General features: G+C 74.3%; 17 protein-coding genes. 6 read left to right on the top strand and 11 right to left on the bottom strand.

Annotated elements, in window-relative coordinates; translation table 11 throughout:
• Nucleotides 1-128 precede the first annotated feature (128 nt).
• Complete coding sequence (locus ACGF07_RS10470) at nt 129-791, bottom strand: bifunctional DNA primase/polymerase (protein WP_350742816.1); 663 nt, start codon at nt 789-791, stop codon at nt 129-131.
• A gap of 619 nt (nt 792-1,410) precedes the next feature.
• On the opposite strand from ACGF07_RS10470, the gene ACGF07_RS10465 reads away from it, so the two are divergent.
• Both ACGF07_RS10465 and ACGF07_RS10460 read left to right on the top strand, forming a co-directional pair.
• The gene (locus tag ACGF07_RS10465; protein ID WP_392897187.1) at nt 1,411-2,877 is read left to right on the top strand and encodes a PP2C family protein-serine/threonine phosphatase; all 1,467 of its coding nucleotides are present in this window, start codon (nt 1,411-1,413) and stop codon (nt 2,875-2,877) included.
• Between the two features lie 216 nt (nt 2,878-3,093).
• Nucleotides 3,094-4,593, top strand: a complete 1,500-nt coding sequence (locus tag ACGF07_RS10460; protein WP_392897185.1) for an aminopeptidase P family protein — start codon at nt 3,094-3,096, stop codon at nt 4,591-4,593.
• Between the two features lie 52 nt (nt 4,594-4,645).
• Here the strand turns inward: ACGF07_RS10460 and ACGF07_RS10455 are convergent, their stop codons facing one another.
• Complete coding sequence (locus ACGF07_RS10455; RefSeq protein WP_392897183.1) at nt 4,646-6,091, bottom strand: hypothetical protein; 1,446 nt, start codon at nt 6,089-6,091, stop codon at nt 4,646-4,648.
• A complete protein-coding gene (locus ACGF07_RS10450; protein ID WP_392897181.1) occupies nt 6,088-6,768 on the bottom strand; it encodes an RNA polymerase sigma factor in 681 nt (226 codons plus the stop codon). Before ACGF07_RS10450 ends, ACGF07_RS10455 begins: the two co-directional genes overlap by 4 nt.
• A 234-nt stretch (nt 6,769-7,002) precedes the next feature.
• Between ACGF07_RS10450 and ACGF07_RS10445 the strand changes: the two genes are divergently transcribed.
• Nucleotides 7,003-8,058, top strand: a complete 1,056-nt coding sequence (locus ACGF07_RS10445) for a helix-turn-helix domain-containing protein (RefSeq protein ID WP_392897180.1) — start codon at nt 7,003-7,005, stop codon at nt 8,056-8,058.
• Nucleotides 8,059-8,153: 95 nt separating this feature from the next.
• On the opposite strand, the gene ACGF07_RS10440 is transcribed toward ACGF07_RS10445, so the two are convergent.
• The 7 genes from ACGF07_RS10440 to ACGF07_RS10410 all read right to left on the bottom strand — a co-directional run bounded on the left by ACGF07_RS10440 (nt 8,154) and on the right by ACGF07_RS10410 (nt 15,181).
• The gene (locus tag ACGF07_RS10440) at nt 8,154-8,930 is read right to left on the bottom strand and encodes a MerR family transcriptional regulator (protein ID WP_350742828.1); all 777 of its coding nucleotides are present in this window, start codon (nt 8,928-8,930) and stop codon (nt 8,154-8,156) included.
• Between the two features lie 177 nt (nt 8,931-9,107).
• The gene (locus ACGF07_RS10435) at nt 9,108-10,340 is read right to left on the bottom strand and encodes a hypothetical protein (RefSeq protein WP_392897178.1); all 1,233 of its coding nucleotides are present in this window, start codon (nt 10,338-10,340) and stop codon (nt 9,108-9,110) included.
• Between the two features lie 134 nt (nt 10,341-10,474).
• Nucleotides 10,475-11,632 (bottom strand): LPXTG cell wall anchor domain-containing protein, encoded by a 1,158-nt coding sequence (locus ACGF07_RS10430; RefSeq protein ID WP_392897176.1) that lies wholly within the window; start codon nt 11,630-11,632, stop codon nt 10,475-10,477.
• Between the two features lie 475 nt (nt 11,633-12,107).
• Nucleotides 12,108-12,686, bottom strand: a complete 579-nt coding sequence (locus tag ACGF07_RS10425; protein WP_392897174.1) for a flavodoxin family protein — start codon at nt 12,684-12,686, stop codon at nt 12,108-12,110.
• A gap of 246 nt (nt 12,687-12,932) precedes the next feature.
• Nucleotides 12,933-13,820, bottom strand: coding sequence for an NAD(P)-dependent oxidoreductase (locus tag ACGF07_RS10420; RefSeq protein WP_392897172.1), 888 nt, complete (start codon nt 13,818-13,820; stop codon nt 12,933-12,935).
• A 130-nt stretch (nt 13,821-13,950) separates the two neighbouring features.
• On the bottom strand, nt 13,951-14,376 hold the full coding sequence (locus ACGF07_RS10415; protein WP_350742838.1) for a hypothetical protein: 426 nt from the start codon (nt 14,374-14,376) through the stop codon (nt 13,951-13,953).
• Between the two features lie 229 nt (nt 14,377-14,605).
• Complete coding sequence (locus ACGF07_RS10410; RefSeq protein ID WP_392897422.1) at nt 14,606-15,181, bottom strand: heme-binding protein; 576 nt, start codon at nt 15,179-15,181, stop codon at nt 14,606-14,608.
• Nucleotides 15,182-15,375: 194 nt separating this feature from the next.
• Here ACGF07_RS10410 and ACGF07_RS10405 point away from each other — a divergent pair, with 194 nt between their 5' ends.
• Both ACGF07_RS10405 and ACGF07_RS10400 read left to right on the top strand, forming a co-directional pair.
• The gene (locus ACGF07_RS10405; RefSeq protein WP_392897170.1) at nt 15,376-16,782 is read left to right on the top strand and encodes a sensor histidine kinase; all 1,407 of its coding nucleotides are present in this window, start codon (nt 15,376-15,378) and stop codon (nt 16,780-16,782) included.
• Nucleotides 16,779-17,411, top strand: a complete 633-nt coding sequence (locus tag ACGF07_RS10400) for a response regulator (RefSeq protein ID WP_392897168.1) — start codon at nt 16,779-16,781, stop codon at nt 17,409-17,411. The genes ACGF07_RS10405 and ACGF07_RS10400 overlap by 4 nt, the downstream gene beginning before the upstream one ends.
• A gap of 456 nt (nt 17,412-17,867) precedes the next feature.
• On the opposite strand, the gene ACGF07_RS10395 is transcribed toward ACGF07_RS10400, so the two are convergent.
• The gene (locus ACGF07_RS10395) at nt 17,868-18,284 is read right to left on the bottom strand and encodes a hypothetical protein (protein ID WP_392897166.1); all 417 of its coding nucleotides are present in this window, start codon (nt 18,282-18,284) and stop codon (nt 17,868-17,870) included.
• A 405-nt stretch (nt 18,285-18,689) separates the two neighbouring features.
• On the opposite strand from ACGF07_RS10395, the gene ACGF07_RS10390 reads away from it, so the two are divergent.
• Nucleotides 18,690-19,427 carry a hypothetical protein gene (locus ACGF07_RS10390; protein WP_392897164.1) on the top strand — a complete coding sequence of 246 codons (738 nt, stop codon included), beginning with the start codon at nt 18,690-18,692 and terminating at the stop codon, nt 19,425-19,427.
• Nucleotides 19,428-19,837: the final 410 nt, after the last annotated feature.

Raw genomic sequence — 19,837 nt, 5'->3', positions numbered from 1 at the left:
TACTGTCTAAAGAGTCCGGCCGCTGGTGCATCCCCCGTCGCCAGCGGCCGGATCTTTTGCTTTCCGGAGCGGCCCGTTCGAACGGCCCGCCCGAGCGGGCCCCGGAGGGCCCGCGAAGCCGGCGCCGGTCAGTGCGCCGAGTGCCCGCTGTCCAGCCGGACCGTCGCGTCCACCAACTCGCCCAGCAGCGGCCCGACCTGCGGCAGCCGGACGCCACCGTCCGCCGCCGGCTTCGGCGCCAGCACCCAGCGCACCCTCCCCCAGCCTCCGACCGGGGGGACCCCCGCGGCCGCCCCGCCGGGCGGCAGCGGGAGGAATCCGCCCGGCCCGTGGTAGCGCAACGATCCCGGTACCCAAGGGAGTTGGGCGAGCATCTCGCCGAGTGCGTCGAGCGAGTACGGGGCCACCAGCAACGCGTAGCGGCCCGGCATCGCGAGCACCGGGCCGAGCGGCAGCCGCAGCGCGCCCAGGTAGACCAGGGCCCGCGCCCCGGCCGCCGCGGGCAGCGAGACCGCGGCGACGGCGGAGCCGGTGGCCGCCAGCACCGGCGCGTCCGGGCTCTGCCGCTCCCACCACCAGCGCACCATCCGGGGGTCCGTGGTGGCGGCCAGCAGCGACGGGTCGTGCGGATGCGCGCCGGGCACCGGGCAGTCCGGATCCCCGCAGGAGCAGCGCCCACCGCACAGCACGGTGCCCGGCACCACCGGCCAGCGGTACTCGACGGCGGCCGTCAGGGCCGCGTCCAACCGGGCGGACGACTCCTTCGGCCGGCTCTTCGGGTTCTCACGCATGGCGCTCGTTCCTTTCCCTGACCGCTCGGTTCGCTCCGCCCCACCGGCATCCGTCGGGACTCGCCACGCGGGCCCGCGGCGGCACGGCCCCGGGCGGCGCGGAGCGGGGCGGGCGGCACGGCGGACGGCGCGGCTACGACGTGGAGCACGGTGTGGAGCACGACATGAGAAGGGCCGCGCACTGGAACAGGCCCTTGGAACGAGAATCCCGTATGCGACCGGATGGACGCCGCCCGGGCGCGCTCGGTTCCACCGTACGAGTGAGAGACTTCCGGCCGGCCCAATGCGCGGGCGGCTCGGGCATACGATCCGGACGGCCGCCCGGTCCGTCCCCACGGTTCTGCCCGCTCCCGGCCCCCTCCATGCCTGCGGACCCGACCGGCGCGCGCACGAACCGTTCACGCCCTCCGACCGGGGTGATGACGGAGCGGAACGGCCACCGCGGCGCCCCGGATCTGGACATGCCCCGAATGGCCTGTGTAGAAGTGGTGGCATTGCTGTCGATCAATGACGAGTAGTAGCGAAACGAGACGAAACGCGTCCTTTGGCCGTGCTCGCTCCACATCGGCCGTATCTGGGGGTTCCGCATGGCACGTAGCACCGCGTCAGGAGTGGCGGCATGACCGAGTCCCACCCGTCGACCTCCCACCCGTCGCCGACGACCGCCGAGCTCTGCGAACCCGGCTGCCCGGGCGGCCTCACCGTCCTCGACCCGCCGGGTCTGCCCGGCCCCGCCGACACCCCGGAGGGAACCGGGGGCGACCTCGCGGCGCCCTCCGGCACCGTGCAGGACCGTTTGGCCGGACGCCTGTCCGATATCACCAGCCTGCACGAGCACACCGAACGGCTCGCCCGCGCCCGCGGCCTCACCGCCACCCTGGACGCCGTCCTCGCCTCCGGCGCCGCACTGCTCGGCGCCGACCGGGGAGTCCTGGTCACCCTGATGCCGGGCGGCGGCCCCGGCCAACCCGTCGGCCTCGGCCTCGACCGGGCCAGCCTCGGCGCCCTGGAGACCGTCCCCACCGAGCAGAGCCTGCTCGCCATGCTGCTACGCGAACGGGACCGCCCCGAACAACTGCACTCCGCCGACCTCGCCGAGGACCCGGCCATCGGCGACCGGCTCCGCGAACTGGCCGTCCACCTCGGCCTCGGCGGCGCCTTCGGCCTGCCGCTGGCCACCATCGAGGACGGCCCGCTCGCGGCCGCCGTCTGGTTCTACGACCGGCCCGCCTCCCCCACCGGCTGCCGGCGCGAACTCGCCCGCCGCTACTGCGAGACCGCCGCGCCGCTGCTCGCCAAGCAGCTGGAGGCCGAGCGCGTCCTGCGCACCACCGAGGCGCTGCGCCGCGGCCTGCTGCCGGACCGGCTCCCCCGGCAGGACGGGCTGCGACTGGCCGCCCGGCTCGTCCCGGCCGGCCTGGACCGCTCCTGCGGCAGCGACTGGTACGACGCCATCCCGCTGCCGGACGGCACCGTCGGCCTCACCGTCGGCTCGGTCTTCGGCGACGGCCCCGGCGCGGGCCCCGGCTCCGCACCCGGCGCCGCCGCCGCGATGGGCCGGATCCGGGCCGCGCTGCGGGCCTACGCGGTGCTCGAGGGCGAGGACCCGGTCTCCGTCCTCGGCGACCTGGAACTGCTGCTCAAGACCACCGAGCCGACCCGCACCGCCACCGCCGTCTACGCCTGGATCGAGCCGGAGGAGCGCCGGGTCACCCTCGCCGGTGCCGGACACTGCCCGCCGATCCTGGTCGGCCGGCACGGCGCCGAGTTCGTCGAGACCTCGCTCTCCGCGCCGCTCGGCATGCTGGCCTGCTGGGAGGCCCCCGGGGTCGAGTTCACCGCCGAACGCGGCGACACCCTGCTGCTCTACACCGAGGGCCTGGCCCGCCGCTGCGGCCCCACCCTGCACGCCGGACAGGCCAACCTGCGCCGGGCCGCCGCCGACGCCCCGCGCGACGTGCGGATCGACCCGGACCGGCTGTGCGCCCACCTGCTGGCCGTCTGCCCCGAGCCGGACGCCGGATCGGCCTCCTCGGCCGGCTCCGCCACCGATGACCTGATGCTGCTGGGAGCGCGCTTCGAGTAGTGGCCACCGGGCCCGCCCGAGGTCCGCGCCGGGGGCCCGCTCAGGGGGCCCGCGCCAGGGGCCCGCTCAGGGGGCTCGCGCCAGGGGCCCGCTCAGGGGGCCCGAACCGGCGGGCGGCCGGGCGTCCGTACCATGGACGGACGGCCGCCCGCGCGTGTCGCGATCCGACACCTCCCCCGACGGGCGGCGGTACCACCCCCCAAGGAGGCGTTGCACGTGACCGAGGACCGGACCCCCGCAGTGGCCGAGAACCCCGAGGCCGAGGGCGGCGAGGAGCCGCAGCAGTTCAGTGGTCGCAAGAACGGCCTGTACGGCGAGATCTCGGACGAGCTGGCCGCCTCCATGAAGTCCGGCTGGGCCGACACCGAGCTGCACGGCCTCGCCCCGATCGCCCAGGCACCGTACGCCGCCGAGCGCCGCGCCCGGCTCTCCGCCGCCTACCCCGGCGAGCGCCTGGTCGTCCCGGCCGGCAACCTGCGGGTGCGTTCCAACGACACGGACTACAACTTCCGCGCCGCCAGCGAGTACGTGCACCTCACCGGTGACCGGACCGAGGACGCGGTGCTCGTCGCCGAGCCGACCGGGCAGGCCGGCCACGAGTTCACCCTCTACCTGCTGCCGCGCTCCGACCGCGAGAACGGCGAGTTCTGGCTCGACGGCTACGGCGAACTGTGGGTCGGCCGCCGGCACAGCCTGAGCGAGCAGGAGCAGCTGCTCGGCCTGCCCGCGCGCGACGTCCGCAAGGCCGCCGAGGAGCTGGCCGCGAAGGCCGCCGACCCCGCCGTGCCCACCCGCATCGTGCGCGGCTACGACGCCGGCCTGGAGGCCGCGCTCGCCGAGGTGCTGGACGCCGACAAGGACGCCGAGTTCAAGGAGTTCCTGAGCGGCCTGCGGCTGGTCAAGGACGAGTGGGAGATCGGCGAGCTGCGCGCCGCCTGCGACGCCACCGTCAACGGCTTCACCGACGTGGTCCGCGAGCTCGGCCAGGCCGTCGCCACCTCGGAGCGCTGGATCGAGGGCACCTTCTGGCGCCGCGCCCGGGTCGAGGGCAACGACGTCGGCTACGGCACCATCGCCGCCGCCGGCCCCCACGCCACCACCCTGCACTGGGTCCGCAACGACGGCGAGGTGCGCCCCGGGGAGCTGCTGCTGCTGGACGCCGGCGTGGAGACCCACACCCTCTACACCGCCGACGTCACCCGCACCCTGCCGATCAACGGCCGCTTCACCGAGCTGCAGCGGAAGATCTACGACGCGGTGTACGACGCCCAGGAGGCCGGCATCGCCGCCGTCAGGCCGGGCGCCCGCTTCCGCGACTTCCACGAGGCCTCGCAGCGCGTCCTCGCCGAGCGCCTGCTCGCCTGGGGCCTGCTGGACGCCTCCGCGTACGACGTCGACAAGGTCCTGGAACTCGGTCTGCAGCGCCGCTGGACCCTCCACGGCACCGGCCACATGCTCGGCCTGGACGTCCACGACTGCGCCCACTCGCGCCGCGAGGAGCACGTCGACGCCCTGCTCGTCCCCGGCATGGTGCTCACCGTCGAGCCCGGCCTGTACTTCCAGCAGGACGACCTGACCGTCCCGGAGGAGTACCGCGGCATCGGCGTCCGGATCGAGGACGACATCCTCGTCACGGCCGACGGCAACGAGAACCTCTCGGCGGGGCTGCCGCGCCGCGCCGAGGACGTCGAGGCCTGGATGGCCTCGCTGGCCTGAGCCGGCTGCCCGAAGGGCCCGGTCTCCCCTCCGGGAGGCCGGGCCCTCGGCGTCACTTGGCGATCTTCACGGTGATGTCCTTCTCGCCGAGCACCGTCAGCTTGCTACCGCTGTACGGAAGCATCACCTGGGCCTTCACGGGCATGTCCCCGGGGCCGTTCCCGGCGCCGACCGTCAGCCGGTAGGTCACCTTCTTGCTCTGGCCCGGAGCCAGGGAGAACAGCGAGGCGGGGTCGGCCACCGCGTAGCCCATGTCGCTGCCCGGTGACATCGCCACCTGCTTCCAGGTCCCGCCGTCCTGGCGCTCGAGGGTGCCGTCGTTGCCCGTCCACACGACCTGCGCCGGCGGTGAACCCGGGTAGTGGTCGGTGACGACCAGCGGCTCCAGTTGGCTGTACGTGCTGTGACCGGTGTTGCGGTAGATCACCGAGAAGGTGACGACCGGGCCCCCGGCCAGCACCTTCTGGCCGTCCGCCAGGCCGTCGTAGCTGACCGCGATGTCGTCGCTGCTGGCCTCGGGAGACACCGGCGGAGCCTGGTGTCCGCTCACGTCGAGGCTGTTGACGATCGAGGTCAGTCCGGCCTGGTAGTCGTCCTTGAGACCCGCCGCCGCGACGAACACCTGGTCCTTGGGCAGTGCCCAGATCTGAGCCGTGAAGGAGTCCTTGCCGCAGCTCGCCTGCCACTGCGACTTGTTCGCGGAACGACCGGCCACCGTGGGGAAAGTCCGGTCCGGATCGCTGCTGTTCACCTCCTGCGCGCCGGGCGTGTGGGGGTTGCCCCAGACCGGACAGGCTCCCTGGTGACTCCAGCCGTCGAGTGACTCCAGGTCTCCCATCATCGGCCAGGCGCCGCCCTTGAGCTCGTCCGAGGAGTTGTAGGCGACGAGCAGGACACCGTACGGCGCGCACATGCTGGTCGACCAGTTCTGCTGCGGATCGGCCGGCGCACCCGGGCTCAGGACGCACACCCCGCGGTCCGTCACCTGAACAGCCTTCCAGCCCGCCGGGACCTTGAACTTCACGCCACGGAAGCTGTAGGAGCTCGCCGCCCCCGTCGGGGCGCCGGTGGCCGTCCGGGTCGTGCTCGGGCTGACGTCCGCGAGCGGGGTGTCCGTCTCCGCGTCGTCGGTCGGGGTGCCGGTGCCGGTGGGGGTGGCCGTCGGGCTCGGGGTGGTGCTGGGGGTGGCCGTCGGGCTGGGGGAGGCGGTGAGGTCGGCGGCCGGGGGCGGCGGGACGTCCTGCTTGGCGACCGGGTCGCCGTGGAAGGCGAGCACGCCGATGGCCAGGGACGCGGCCAGGGCGAGGATCGGTGCGGTGGTCAGGTACAGCGGGCGGAGCCTGCGCACCCGGCTCTTCGGGGGCGCGGCGGGGCGCAGGCCATGGGCGGTGACCATGGACGCCCGGGCGTTCATCGCCTCGCGGAGCAGCCGTTCCGTCGGGGTCTCGGCCGGCCCGTCGCCGTCACCGCCGCCCGGGCGGGGGAACTCGTCGGTCATCGAACCTTCTCCAGGTGCTTTTCCAGAGCGTCCAGGGCCCGGCTGGCGGTGGACTTCACGGCACCCCGGGACAGCCCCAGGGTCTCGGCTATCTGCGCCTCCGACAGGTCGGACCAGTAGCGCAGCACCAGCACCTCGCGCTGGCGGGGGGTCAACTCCTGCAGGGCGACGAGCACCCGGCGGTGCTCGTCGTTGAGCACCGCGTGGTCCTCGGCGGAGGGCGCGTCGGCCTCGTGCGGGGGCACGTACTCACGGGCGGTCTTGCGGCGGCGCAGCATCGAGCGGGCGCCGTTGACCACCGAGGTCCGCAGGTAGCCGAGGGCGTTGTCGAGGTCGTCCAGGTGCTCTCCGTAGCGCTGGTAGAGCTGGGTGAAAGCTTCCTGCACGACGTCCTCGGCCAGGTCCTGGTGGTCCACCAGGAGCACCGCCATCCGTACCAGGCCCAGCCGGTGGGCGTGGTAGAGGTCGGTCAGGGTGGGCCGGTCCTCGGCGGGCTTGCGGCCGCCGCGCAGCAGCCGGAAGCCGGAGCGGCGCTGGGCCGCCTGCTGGTCCGGGGTGGGGCCGACGAGCGGCTCGCCGGCCGCCTCCAACCCGCCGAACAGCGCGGTGACCACTCCGCGGACGGAGAAGCCGCGCCGTCCCACCGGCGCGCTGATCGGCCCGATGGCCATGGACATGTGCGGTCTGCTTTCCCCCAGGACGGTGCCGGCGTGCGCCGGCCCGTCAGGCCCACCTGATCAAGATCGTGATCGGGGAGATCCTCGCAGCCTGTCGCGGCCCGGTTCCCTCCGCCCCCGTACTGAAGGACGTACGGGCCGGGCCGAGGTTGCAGGGCGATTCGCGGAAAGGTCCGGCGTGGCCGGGACGACTACACTCACCGGGAATCCGCCACCCGTGAGCAGGGGGTTCGCATGGCCGAGCAGATCGCCGAGGACCGGGCCGCCCGGTCGCGACCGGTGGCCGTCGCCATCGGCCTGCGCCCGGAGCCCGTGCACGATGTCGCGGTGTACGCCTTCGAGGGCATGGCGCCGTTCGAACTCGGCGTGGTGGTGGAGGTGTTCGGGCTGGCGCGGCCGGAGCTGGTCGGCCTGCTGGCCGCACCCTGGTACGGGCTGAAGGTGTGCGCCGACCGGCCCGGGACGGAGCTGGAGGCGGTGGGCGGCTTCGCGCTGACCGCCAGGCACGGGCTGGACGACCTGGCGGCAGCCGACACCGTGGTCGTCCCGGGCGTGCGCAACGCCGGCAGTGGCGACGTACCGCCCGCGCTGGTGGCGGCGCTGCGGACGGCGCACGAGCGCGGCGCCCGGATCGTGTCGATCTGCTCGGGCGCCTTCGCACTGGCCGCCGCCGGGCTACTGGACGGCCGGGAGGCGACCACCCACTGGCGGTACGCCGAGCTGCTCCAGCGGCGCCACCCGAAGGTGCGGGTCAACCCCGACGTGCTGTACGTGGACAACGGCGACGTGCTGACCAGCGCGGGCAGCGCCGCCGGCATCGACCTGTGCCTGCACCTGGTGCGCCGGGACCACGGTGCCAAGGTGGCCAACACCGTGGCCCGCCGCTTCGTGGTGGCACCGCACCGGGACGGCGGGCAGGCGCAGTTCATCGAGGCGGCGGTCCGGCCGGTCGAGGAGGAGGACGACGGGGTCGCCCGGAGCATGCAGTGGGCGCTGGACCACCTGTCGGAAGCACTGACCGTGTCGGTGCTCGCCCGCGCGGCCCGGATGTCGGACCGGTCGTACCTGCGGCACTTCACCGCGCGCAACGGCACCAGCCCGATGCGCTGGGTCGTCACCCAGCGCATCGCGGCCAGTCTGCCGCTGCTGGAGTCCCCGGACGGCACGGTGGAGGAGATCGCAGCGGCGGTCGGCTTCGAGAGCGCGGCGACCTTCCGCCACCACTTCGGCCGGGTGATGCGGACCTCGCCGACCGCGTACCGGCGCTCCTTCGGGTTCGGGGTGGCGTGACCTTCCGTCCGAGCGGTGTGGGGTGACCCTCCGTCCGACGGGGTGGCGTGACCCTCCGGGCGGGGCGGCACGGGAGCCCCTGGGGCGGCGGGCGCCTACGCCTTCTCGTTCCGGTCCGCGTTGGCGACGATGGCGTCGTGCAGCCACTGTGCCAGGCCCGGGGCGAGGTCCTCGTAGGTGGTGGACCAGCGCGGGTCGGAGACGTAGAGGCACGCGAGCCCGCGGTGGATGGTGAACGTGCAGTCGTAGAAGTTCTGGCAGATGTGCTGGCGGTGGGCCTCGGCGAGGTCCATGGCCACGGTGCCGTCGGCGGGTTCGCCGGCGGCGACCGCCGCCACCAGGCGCTCGTTGAGCTCGGTCATCTCGGCCTGGATGCGCTGCCAGTCGGCCTTGGTGTAGCCGGCGGCGCGGCGCTGGGACTCCGCCCAGGCCTCGGTGTCGCCCCAGCGCTGCTCGGCCTCCTGCTCCCACTCCTCCTGGTAGCCCTCGCCGAAGATCTCGAACTTCTCCTCCGGGGTCAGCTGAATGCCCATCCTGCGTGCCTCCATGGCGTGTTCGACGGCTGCGGCGAGTTCCTGGAGGTGCCTGATCCGGTCGGTCAGCAGCCGGTGCTGCCGCCGGAGGTGCTCGCTCGGGCTGACCGAGCCGTCGTCCAGGATCGCCGCGATCTCCTCCAGGGGGAATCCGAGTTCGCGGTAGAACAGGATCTGCTGCAACCGGTCGAGGTCGGCGTCCACGTACCGGCGGTAGCCGGCCCGGGTGCGGCCCGCGGGGGCCAGCAGGCCGATCTCGTCGTAGTGGTGCAGGGTGCGGACGGTCACCTTGGCGATCTTCGCCACGGCGCCGACCGAGTAGCCCTCGTTCTCGTTCATCCGGGTTTCCTCCCTGGTGCTGACCACGACTCTCCGCTCTCACGTCGCGTGAGGGTCAAGCCGGCACCGCCGGCGGGCATCGGAACGGCCACGGGCGCCGCGGACCCGGTCGCGGACGGGCCTCGCCGGGGGGCGGTGGCCGGAGGCGGCTGAGGAGGTTCAGGGCCGCGAACGGGCTCAGTTGCCTGCGCCGACCAGGATCCGCTCGCGCCGCCGACCCGCCGTCCGGCGGCGGCCGTCGCCGCCCCGGGCCCGGGGCTGGGGCCGACGGGTCCGCTGGGTGGGCCAGAGCAGCACGTAGGCGGCCGAGACCACCACGAAGACGAGCCGTACGAAGCCGCGGGCCGGGTCGGACGGCAGGAGCAGCGTGCCGCCGTACAGCGCGACCAGTGCGATCCAGCTCCACCACGGGACGAGCCGCTTCTGCCCGACCGCGTCCCAGAGCAGGGTGCCGAGCAGGATCGAGGCCGTGTAGTACGTGTAGACGCTCGGATCGAGCAGGATCCGGGCGTCCGCGCCGAGCAGCACCACGGCCGGCCAGCGGCCGCGCCGGACGGCGACGCAGCCGAGGCCGATGCCGAGCGCGAACTGGGTCGGGCGGTCCCACCAGGGCGTCGCCGGGTCGGTGACGCCGAACCAGCGCAGGGCGGAGGCGGGCTGGTTGGGAATGGTGAACTTGGCGGCCGCCATGGTGTCCAGGTTGCCGAGGTAGAACGGCAGCCAGGCGACGGCCACCAGCACGCAGAACCAGACGGCGGTGCGCAGCCAGGCGGGCCGGGGCAGGGCCAGGATCAGCGGGGCGAAGGCGATCGCCCACGGCTTTGAATCGACCGCGAGGGCCAGGAAGACCGCGACGTGGACGGGCTTCCCGCGGGCCAGGGCGTGCGCGGCGAGGGTGGTGAAGAACAGCGCGAGGACGTCGTCCAGGTGCGCGAAGCGGACGGAGACCTCGACCCACATCGGGATGAACGCCAGCCCGGCTATCAGCAGGCGCTGCTGGAGCCGGCGGTGGTTGGTGCCGGTGCCCAGGTAGTACAGCGCGGCGGTGCGGCCGACCAGGACGAGCATCACCAGGCCGAGCCCGGCGCTCACCGCCTCGGCGATCAACTCACCGGCGTGCGGCGGGAACGGGGCGGTGAGCCGGGCGGCGGCCAGACTGACCGGGCCGATCTGCAGCTCGGGGTGGTGGGCGTAGAGCGAGAGGCCGCCGTCGGGCTGGTGGCTGAACAGCAGCTGCTCGCCCTGGCGCAGGTAGTGCCAGGAGAAGCCGCCGCGGGGCTCGACCAGGAAGAACCAGAGCACCGTCCAGGCCGTCAGCAGGACGTGGTGCCGGCGGAGCGGAAGTCCCGCGATCCGCCCGGCCGCAGCGTCGTAGTCGGTGGTGGCCCGTGCCGTGCGCGCTACCCGCACCTGTTCCTCTCCCCGCCGATCCGCCCCCTCCGGCCGGACATCCTATGGGACGGAGAAGAACCGCCCGTGTCACCCGGGTGTCCGTTCGAACGGACACCCGGGCGGCACGGCGGGGCTCGGGGAGCCCTCTCGGATCAGCCCTGCTGGCCGGACTTGCGGCGGCGCAGCACGACGAGGGTGCCGACACCGGCGACCAGGACGGCGCCACCGGTGGCCGCGATCGCGGTGGTGTTGTCTCCGCCACCGGTGGTGGCGAGGGACTTGTCCGCGGTGGCGGCGGCGGACTTGGCCTGGGTGACACCGGCCGGGGTGATCTTCGGCGGGGTGACCGTCGGGTTCTGGACCGGGAAGTCGATCGGCTGCGGCGCGTCGGAGCTGCTGTCCGACCCGGCCGGGGTGGTGGGCGCGCCGGAGGCGGAGGCCGAGGCGGACGGCGACGCGGTGCCGGTGGCCGGGGTGGTCGGCGTCGCGGTGGGCGTCGTCGGCTCGGTGGTGGGCGTCGTGGTGGCCGTGGCCGTGGCGGTCGCGGTGGCGGTCGCGGTCGGCGAGGCGCTGGAGGTCGGCGTGTGGCTGGCCGTGGGCGAGCCGCTGCCGGTCGGGGTCGGCTTGCCGGTCTTGGTCGGCGTGGGGGTGGGGCTGGGCTTGCCGCCGCCGGCCTTGATGGTGAAGCCAGCGCCCTTGATCCCGTCGCAGCTGAAGCGGCCGTGGTCGTTCTCGTCGTTGGCGTCGGCGGAGTAGACCACCGGAACGACACCGGCCTTGCCCAGCGGGGCGTCCTTGGTGAAGGAGGCGCGGACCTTGATGTCGATCTTCTTGCCCTGGGCCACGTAGAGCAGGGCGCCGTCGGCGGCGTCGCCGTCGGCGGTGACGTCACCGAGGAACATCAGCACGGCGCTGTCGTCGCCGTCGCCGCCGCCGGGGGCGACGGAGGCGGTCTTCCAGGTGCCGCCGCCGGGCAGCGAGGCCGGCAGCTGGTACTCCAGCTTGAGGTCCTTCGCCTTGAGCGAGCCCGCCTTGTTCTTGAACTTCAGCAGCGGGAAGGCGACGAAGTCGGTCTTCGTCGAGTTGTCGATCCGGTAGGTGAACTCGCGGGCGTCACCACCGGCGATGAAGGTGCCGGGAACACCGTGCACCGAGAGGTCGAGGCTCTGGTGGCCCGCCTTCTCGGCCTGGGCGGCGGCGGACGGGGTGCCGGTGGCGCCGACGGCCATGGCGCCCTGGGCACCGGCCAGCACGAGCGAGGACGCGAGCACGGCGGCGCCGGCAAGGGCAAGACTGCGACGTATGGACAAGGAGACCTCACGGAAGTTTCCGGGCGAGGCCCGGGCGCGAGGGGGCGGCCGCAGACGCCACGTACCCCCCGCGAAGCTGAAAGTCCGACGGAGAGTATCGAATGATCCGGCCACTCAGGAAGGCAGGTGGCATGCTGCGGCCCGCGCCCGGCTCCGGCGCGCCCGAATCGTCCAACTCCGTCCACCGTCACGGCTTTTGCACGCGGGCGGGAAACACCTCGGCGGGGCGTGACGGGTACACGTCCGGAAGACGGTACCGCACCGGCGGGGGTGGCGTGAACGGGCCGCTGTGCGGTGGGGGTGCGGGCGGCGGCGAGGTACGGGCGGCGGCGCGGTACGGGCGGCTGCGCGGGTGCGGCGCCGGTGGGAGTGCGGGCGGCGGCGAGGTACGGGCGAGGGCGGGGTGCGGGCGGCAGCGGACCGTCGTCGGCGGCGGCAGGGGGCGGCGGGGCACCGCCGCCGACGGCCGCCGGGCTCAGTCCGCGAAGAAGGACTTGGCCGCGACCAGCGCCCGCTCGTCGCGCAGGACGTCCCCGGGGCGGGTGCCGTTGCCGAGCAGCACGCCGCCCCAGCGCATCCCGATGTACTCGGCGGTGAGCCGTAGCGTGCCGATCAACGGCTCGGCCTTGTCGTCCCCGCCGGCCAGGGCGGTGACGCCCCAGAGGGTGCCGCCCCGCATCCGGGCCTGGAAGTCCAGGCCCGGCACCCGGAGCCAGGCCGACCAGTGGTCGAGGTAGAGCTTGGCGGCGGTGGGCAGCGAGTACCAGTAGAGCGGCGCGACGAAGACCAGGTCGGTGGCCGCGATGGTGGCCTCGAGCAACAGCCGCTCGTGGCCCGCCGGTTCCGGGTAGCCGCCGTCGCCGGTGTGCCGAAGGTCCTGGAAGGGCGGCAGCGGGTGGTCGGCGAGCCGCAGCCACTGCTGCTCGGCACCCGGCGGCAGGCTCGCCTCGGCGGCCAGCCGGGCGAGCTGCTCGGAGTTGCCGCCGACGCGCGCGCTCGCGTCGAGGAACAGGAATCGGCGTGGCGCCTCGGCGCCGGACGGCTGGTCGGCCATCGGATGCTCCCCCGGTCGGGTACTGCGGACGCCGAGTGCGAGCGTCGGGCGCGCGCCCGTTATTCCGTTCGACCGTTGTTCCGGCGGCCCGTTGTTCCGTTCGCCCTTGTTCCGTCGGCCTGTTGTTCCGTCGGTCGTCCGACCGCTGCTTCGTCGGTCGCCGGCCGCCGCTCCGTCCGCCCGGTCTTCCGCCCGCCCGGTGTTCCGTCAAGCGGCCCCTCGGACCCGTCCTCGGAACGCGTCGGGTCAGTCGGGCAGGCCGGCCCGGCGGCGGGCGACCTCGGCGACGGCGGCCCAGTCCTTGTCACCGTCGTCGTGGGCCAGCGCGTCCAGGAACGCGTCCCGCAGGATGCCGCCGAAGGGCAGCGGGACGTTGCGCTCGGCCCCGGCCGTCAGCGCCAGGCCGACGTCCTTCAGGCCCAGCGGAAGCCGGAAACCGGCCGGCTCGTACCGGCGTTCGGCGATCATCGCGCCGTAGCCGGAGTAGGCCGGCCCGGGGAAGAGCGTGCCGGTGAGCATCCCGATCAGGTCGGCGGGCCGCACCCCGTGCGCCTCGGCGAGGCTGCACGCCTCGGCCATCGACTCGATCGCGCAGGCCAGCAGGAAGTTGGCGCTGATCTTGGCGGTGTTGGCCTGCTGCGGGCTGTCACCGAACCGCCAGGTGCGCTCGCCCATCGCGGCGAACAGCGGCTCCGCCCGTTCCAGCAGCTCCGGCGCGCCCGCGGCGAGGATGTTGAGCTTTCCCTCCGCGGCGACCGGGGGCCGGCCGAGGACGGGCGCGGCGACGTAGCCGATGCCGTGCTCGGCGTGCAGCGCCGCGGCGCGCTCGGCGAGGGCCAGCGAGACGCTGGCCATGTTGACGTGCAGGGTCGCGTTCGCGCCCGCCAGCAGCTCGGGGTCGAGCAGCAGCTGCTCCACCGCCTCGTCGTTGGCCAGCATGGAGACCACCGTGTCGGCGGCGAAGACCTCCGCGAGCGTGCCCGCGGCCTGCGCGCCCCGGGCCGCCAGCTCGGCCACCGGCCCGGGCGAGCGGTTCCAGACCCGTACGGTGTGGCCGGCCCGCAGCAGACTGCCGGCCATGCCCCGCCCCATCGCACCCAGCCCCACGAAGCCGACCGTCGTCGCCCCGGTCATCCGCGCACTCCCGTCGCCGTTGCCGCCCGTTCGTGGCGGCCCGTCCGTAGCAGCCGTCCCCGGCAGCCCGTTCGTGGCCGACTGTACGTCAGCGGCGGTGCAGCCCCCGGGCAGGCGGAACCCGGTGCCGTCAGGCGCAGATACGGGCCCGCCGGTGGCTGCGGCTGGCGGCGGCGCTGCGCTCCAGCTCGGTCACCACGCGGTGACGCAGCAGCTCGTACTGGGCCTGGAGCCGGCCGGGGCGGGCCGGGCGGGCGACCGGACGGCCGGGACCGACCAGCTCGGCCGGCCCGAACTGCTCGCGGGTGAGGTCGATCTCGAAGCCGCTGGCGAAGCGGTTCCACCAGTGGAGATCCGTCCGGACCCCGTCGACGTGCACCTCGCCCATCATCAGCTCGCCACCGAGCAGGTCGTTCACCACCAGCGACGTCACTCCGCACTGGCCGCGGGCGGGATTGTCCGGACGCCAGTGGGCCAGGTCCTCGGGCGCACAGGTGTCGACACCCCAGGAGGAGCGGATCGCACGTTCGATGTCGTTGAGGGTCCACGCCGTCATAGCGGGAAGCCTGCCACGCGGCACTGACAACGACACCGGCTTTTCGAAGGGTCACCGTCTGTTCTGCGACGACCCTTCCGGCGTTCACCCGAACGGGGACATTCGCGACGGCTCATCCGAAATGCGAACATCCGGCCGGTCGGCCACGGGGGCGGGCCGACCGGCCGGCGGCGTCGCCCGGGCCGTCAGTGGCCCGGGTCGGTGGGTCGCAGACCGGCGCCGGCGCCCGTCACTTGGCCAGGGCGGCGACGCCGGCCTGCGCGAACTGCTCGTCCAGGTCGCCGCTGGGCGCGCCCGCGACGCCGATCCCGGCCACCGGAGCGCCCTTGGCCTGCACCGGAGCAGCTCCGGCCAGGAACAAGGTGCCCGGGATGTCCTTCAGGTTCGGAGCCTGGGCGAGGCGCTTGGCCAGCTCCGAGGTCGGGGCGTTCCAGGAGACCGCCGTGAAGGCCTTGCGCTCGGCCGACTCCGGGGCCTGCGGACCGGCACCGTCCCCCTTGAGCAGGACCCGGGTGACGCCGTCGCGGTCGACCACGGCGACCGCGACGTGCTGGCCCGCCCTGGTCGCCGCGTCGAGGGCGGCCTGGGCGGCGCGGGTGGCGGCGTCGATGGTCAGACCGGTGGACTGGACCAGGTTGCCGTCCCGGGTGTCGGCCTTGGCGGCGGCCGGTGCCGCCGGGGTCCCGGTGGTCTCGGCGCTGGCCGAGACGGCGCCCACGCCTGCGGCGGCGAGCGCGGCGGCGACGACGGTGCCGGTCAGCACCCGGTGCGGACGGAGGTCTTGGAGGTCTTCTTCATGGTCCAGCTCCTCGACGGTTCTGCGGGATCTGCGGGCCGTGCGGCGGAGATCGGACCGCACGGCGGATCAGGGGCCGGGCGGCAGGCACTGCCCGCCTCGGCACTGCTTCGATCCTCCGGCCGGGCGCGGCCGCGCGGCATCGACGTTCCGGCGCGGCCGTCCGGGCAGGACGGGGGACGACGCCGTCAACCGATCGGCTGATGCGGGACCGGGCCGGACGGGTCACCATCGAGGGATCGAGGTATCGGCGCGGGTCGGTGCGCCGCGCGCCGCGCCCCACCCACCGCGCCGCGCCGGCCCGCCGCGCCCCCGCCGCGCCCCGCCCACCGGGCCTCCCCGCCCCCTCTACCGCGCACCCTCAGGAGTCGTCCGTGCCGCAGCCCCGTCCGTCCGCGGGCCCGCCCGTCACCGGCCGGGACGCGGGGGGCTCCGCCGGTGACCCGGACGCGGGCCGGCTGGCGCTGCTGCTGGACTCCGCCTTCCTGCTCCTGCTCGCCGCCTCGCTCAACCGCTACCTCTCCCACCACGCCGGGAGCCCGTGGATCCCGTGGGTGATCGGGCTGAGCGCCGCGCTGGCCGTCGCCCAGCCGGCCGCCTCCTGGTCCGACCACCGCCGACCGCCCGTACCGGGCCGCCCGCGCCGGTGGCCGCTGGTCCTGGTGGTCGCTCTCTGGGTGGTGCTGGTGCTGCTCGCGCCGAGCTTCGCCTGGTGCGCCGTGCCGCTGATCTACACCGCGCTGCGGGCGCTGCCCGCGCGGGCGGCGATCCCGCTGGTGGGGGCGTTGACGCTGCTGGTGGTGATCGCGCAGGTCCGGCTGCCCGGCGGGGCGGACGCCACGCTCGTCCTGCTGCCGCCGGCCGTGGCCGCGCTGGCCACCGGCGTCTTCCTGTTCATGGCCCGGCAGGCCGCCCGGCAGCGGGCGCTGATCGCCGACCTGGTCCGCACCCGGCGCGAACTCGCCGCCACCGAGCGCCGCGAGGGCACGCTCGCCGAGCGCGAACGGCTGGCGATGGAGATCCACGACACCCTGGCGCAGGGTCTGTCCAGCCAGCAGATGCTGCTGCAGGCCGCCGAGCGCACCTGGGACGCCGACCCGGCGACCGCCCGTACCCATGTGCGCACCGCCGCCGAGGTGGCCGGTCGGAACCTGGCCGAGGCACGCCGCTTCGTCCACGGCCTCGCGCCGGCCGACCTGGCCGACGGCCGCTCCCTCGACCGGGCGCTGCGGGCGCTGGCCGAGCGGGAGTCCGCCGAGAGCGGGCTGCCGGTCCGCTTCCACCTGGACGGCGTCCCGGTACCGCTGCCCGCCGCCGCACAGTCCGCGCTGCTGCGGATCGCCCAGGGCGCGCTGGCCAACGTCCGCGAGCACGCCGGGGCCTCGACGGCGGCGATCACGCTGTCCTTCCTGGGCGACCAGGCGGTGCTGGACGTCGCCGACGACGGCCGCGGCTTCGACCCCGCCGCGGCCGGTCCTGGCGGTGGCCGGGGGTACGGCCTGCCGGCCATGCGGGCCCGACTGCGGCAGCTGGGTGGCAGGCTGACCGTGGAGAGCGCCCCCGGCGAGGGCACCGTCGTCTCCGCCGCGATCCCCCTGGAGCACCGATGAACGCGACCCCTGTCCGGCTGCTGGTCTGCGACGACCACGCGGTGGTGCGGGCCGGGCTGCTGGCGCTGCTCGCCAGCGCGGGCGACATCGACGTGGTCGGCGAGGCGAGCACCGGGGAGGAGGCCGTCGCGCTCTCCGCGAAGCTGGCGCCGCAGGTCGTGCTGATGGACCTCCAGCTCGGCGGGGGCATCGACGGCGTGGAGGCCACCCGGCGGATCACCGCAGCCCCGGGCGGGCCACACGTCCTGGTGCTCACCACCTACGACACCGACGCCGACATCACCCGGGCGATCGCCGCGGGCGCCACCGGCTACCTGCTGAAGGCGGAACGGCCGGAAGAGCTGTTCGCCGCCGTCCACGCGGCCGCCCGCGGCCGGACGGTGCTCTCGCCGCCGGTCGCCTCCCGGGTGATGGCGCAGATGCGGGCACCCGCGCCGCAGCTCACCGAGCGGGAGCAGGAGATCCTGGAGCAGCTGGCGCACGGCCTGGGCAACCGGGAGATCGCCCGGGCCCTGTTCATCAGCGAGGCGACGGTGAAGACCCATCTGGGGCGGATCTACGACAAGTTGGGCGTGGAGACCCGGTCCGGGGCAGTGGCCGTGGCCAAGGAGCGGCGACTCCTGCGTTGAGCGGTTTCACCCTCGACTGCGCTAAGCACTCGCGCGGTGTCACTGGGTGCTGCCATGATTCTCGGAATGTCGGATTCCCGGCGACGCACACGCACCGCGGGGTCGCCGTCCGGAACGGGCGCGGGCACCGGGCAGGCCGCTCCGCCGAGCCGACGAACTGCCCGGTGAAGCAAGTGTGGCGGTGGTTCGAGAACCATCGCCGTGGTTGTGGATTTTTCGTGGATCCGACTATTGACAAACCAACCACGCGGTTTGTTAGCGTGAGAGCACGACGTCCCCGGGGAGGGGGCTCGCCGGGGTCCGTGCGGACCGCTCTCGCCGGAGAGCGCGACCAGGGGGGAAACGGCGGGGCTGCCGGGGAGTCGGGGGGAGCGGCAGCGCCGAAGCCGCCCGACGAGGCGGGGGGGGGGGGGGGGGGGGGGGGGGCCCCCCCCCCCCCCCCCCCCCCCCCCCACCTCACACCGGCGAGCTCCAGTACGGACAGTGCACCTCCGGCAGCGGCGCCGCGCCGCCGGCCGCCCGCCGGACCGGGCCGGCCACCCCGGGGGAAGCCGCGGTCACCGCCACCTCGCCGAACTCGCCGATAACCAAGGCCAGTTGGTACCCGTCCCGAGTGACGGCAGCCACCCCCGGCCGGTCCCGCCCGGCGTTCACCGAGGTGATCGTCCACCCCTGGCGCCGCCAGTGCCGCTCCACCGCCCCCGCCAGCTCCACCCACCGGAACGGCGACACGACGGTGAGCAGATCCCGGCCGCGGGCGACGTACCAGTGCGCCTCCGACTCCCGCCCCGGCAGCGGCAACCGCGCCCCCACCCGGGGCCCCGCCACCCGCCAGACCAGCGCCGGCCGCACGGCGTCGACGGTGTCCCCCAACAGCGCCTCACACCTCCGCGCGGCGTCCAGCTGACCGGCCGTCACCCCCGGCGCGAGCACCGGCCACCACTGCGGCGCGACCGCAGAGCCCGCACGACAATCACCCGCGCACCCGAGGTTCACCTCGGCACCACCTGACTGCACTGGGCCCTCCGCACTCCCCCCGGCATTCACCCCGGGCAGGCATCCCGTCACTGCTTGGACGGCACCCGGCCACGGACAGTTCCGCCCACCCCCGCGCCCACCGCGCCGCCGACCCACCTGCGGCTGCACGGTCGCGCGGCCGCAACGCCGCGCAGCCGACAGCAGCCCACGTCCCGCCGTTACCCCGCAGGCGCCTTGGCTTGCGAGACCCCGCGGCGTCCCGCACCGCACCATGTCGGCACCAGGTGACAGCATGCGCGTGTGCTGATCCCTGGATACGAGAACGAGTCTCTTGCCACCGGCGAGGAACTGGTCCACCTGCCCGGCTTCTGGGCCGCCTACCTGCTTTGGCTCGCCGAGGGGGAGGGTCTGGGTCCCGAGCCCGCGCTGTTCGGCGCAGACGGCGCGGACGTGGACGCCGCATACGAGCGGCTCTCCGCCCCGGCCACCTGGCCCGTCATCCGGCTGCCCATGCGATACGGCCACAGCATCCTGATCGTCCACCGCAACTTCACCGAGGACGAAGGGGTCGACTACTACGTGACCCACCCCGGCTGGGACCGGCCACGCTCGCTGGCCAGCATCGAGGCCCACTTCGCCGGCCCCGGGCTCGCCTGGCGAGAGCTGGTCCACGTCGCCGAGCACCCCGGCGCCGGACCGGGGATCACCGACCCGCATGCCCGCCTGCTCCTCCTGCTGCCTGTCCTCGGCGACGTCGACCTGCCGGCCGACGCCACCGCGACCGTCGCCGCCGCCCTCGCCACCATCGGCACTCCGGCCGAGGCCGCGGCCGCCCTCGCCGAGGCCCTGCTCGACCACCCCTTCTGGGACGGCGGGACGTGGTACTTCGAAGAGGGTTCTCCTCTCAGCGGCGGCGACACCGCCCGCACCAGCCGCGTGCTGCTCTGCAGCGACTCCTACAGCCCGCGCGGCATCCGCTTCGGCCTCTCGCCCGACCAGGACGCCCGCCTCGCCGAAACCCTCGGCACCGCCGGCTGAGGGCTGCTCCTGGCGCCCCCACCGAGCACACTCTGCCCGGGGGGCGGTTGCTGTTCCGGAGCGATCAGGCGTGGATTCGGCACGGCAGGTGTGAATTGGTCCAGACAATGCGAAAGCCCCAGGTCGCTGACCTGGGGCTTTACTGCTGGAGCGGGCGACGAGAATCGAACTCGCGCTCTAAGCTTGGGAATCTTTGGGAATTCACGTCCGAAATGGCCTCTGACGTGCGGTGATGCCCGATCAGCCGAGCTCTCGGGGTGGTCGTTCTTGACCGCTTCCGACCGTCGTTCACCGCCCGTTCTGGCACGGATCTGGCACGACGCGCCAACCCCGCCGGTCGACATGTCGAACGCGCCCCCTGGAGCCCAGCGCCAACCAACGGCCCGTCGGCCCGCTGCCGCCAGAAGCCG

It is taken from the genome of Kitasatospora sp. NPDC048194 (genome assembly GCF_043202455.1).
Classification (GTDB): Bacteria; Actinomycetota; Actinomycetes; order Streptomycetales; family Streptomycetaceae; genus Kitasatospora.
Note: the sequence above shows the minus strand (reverse complement) of the source record. Positions and strands in the feature narration are given on the sequence as shown.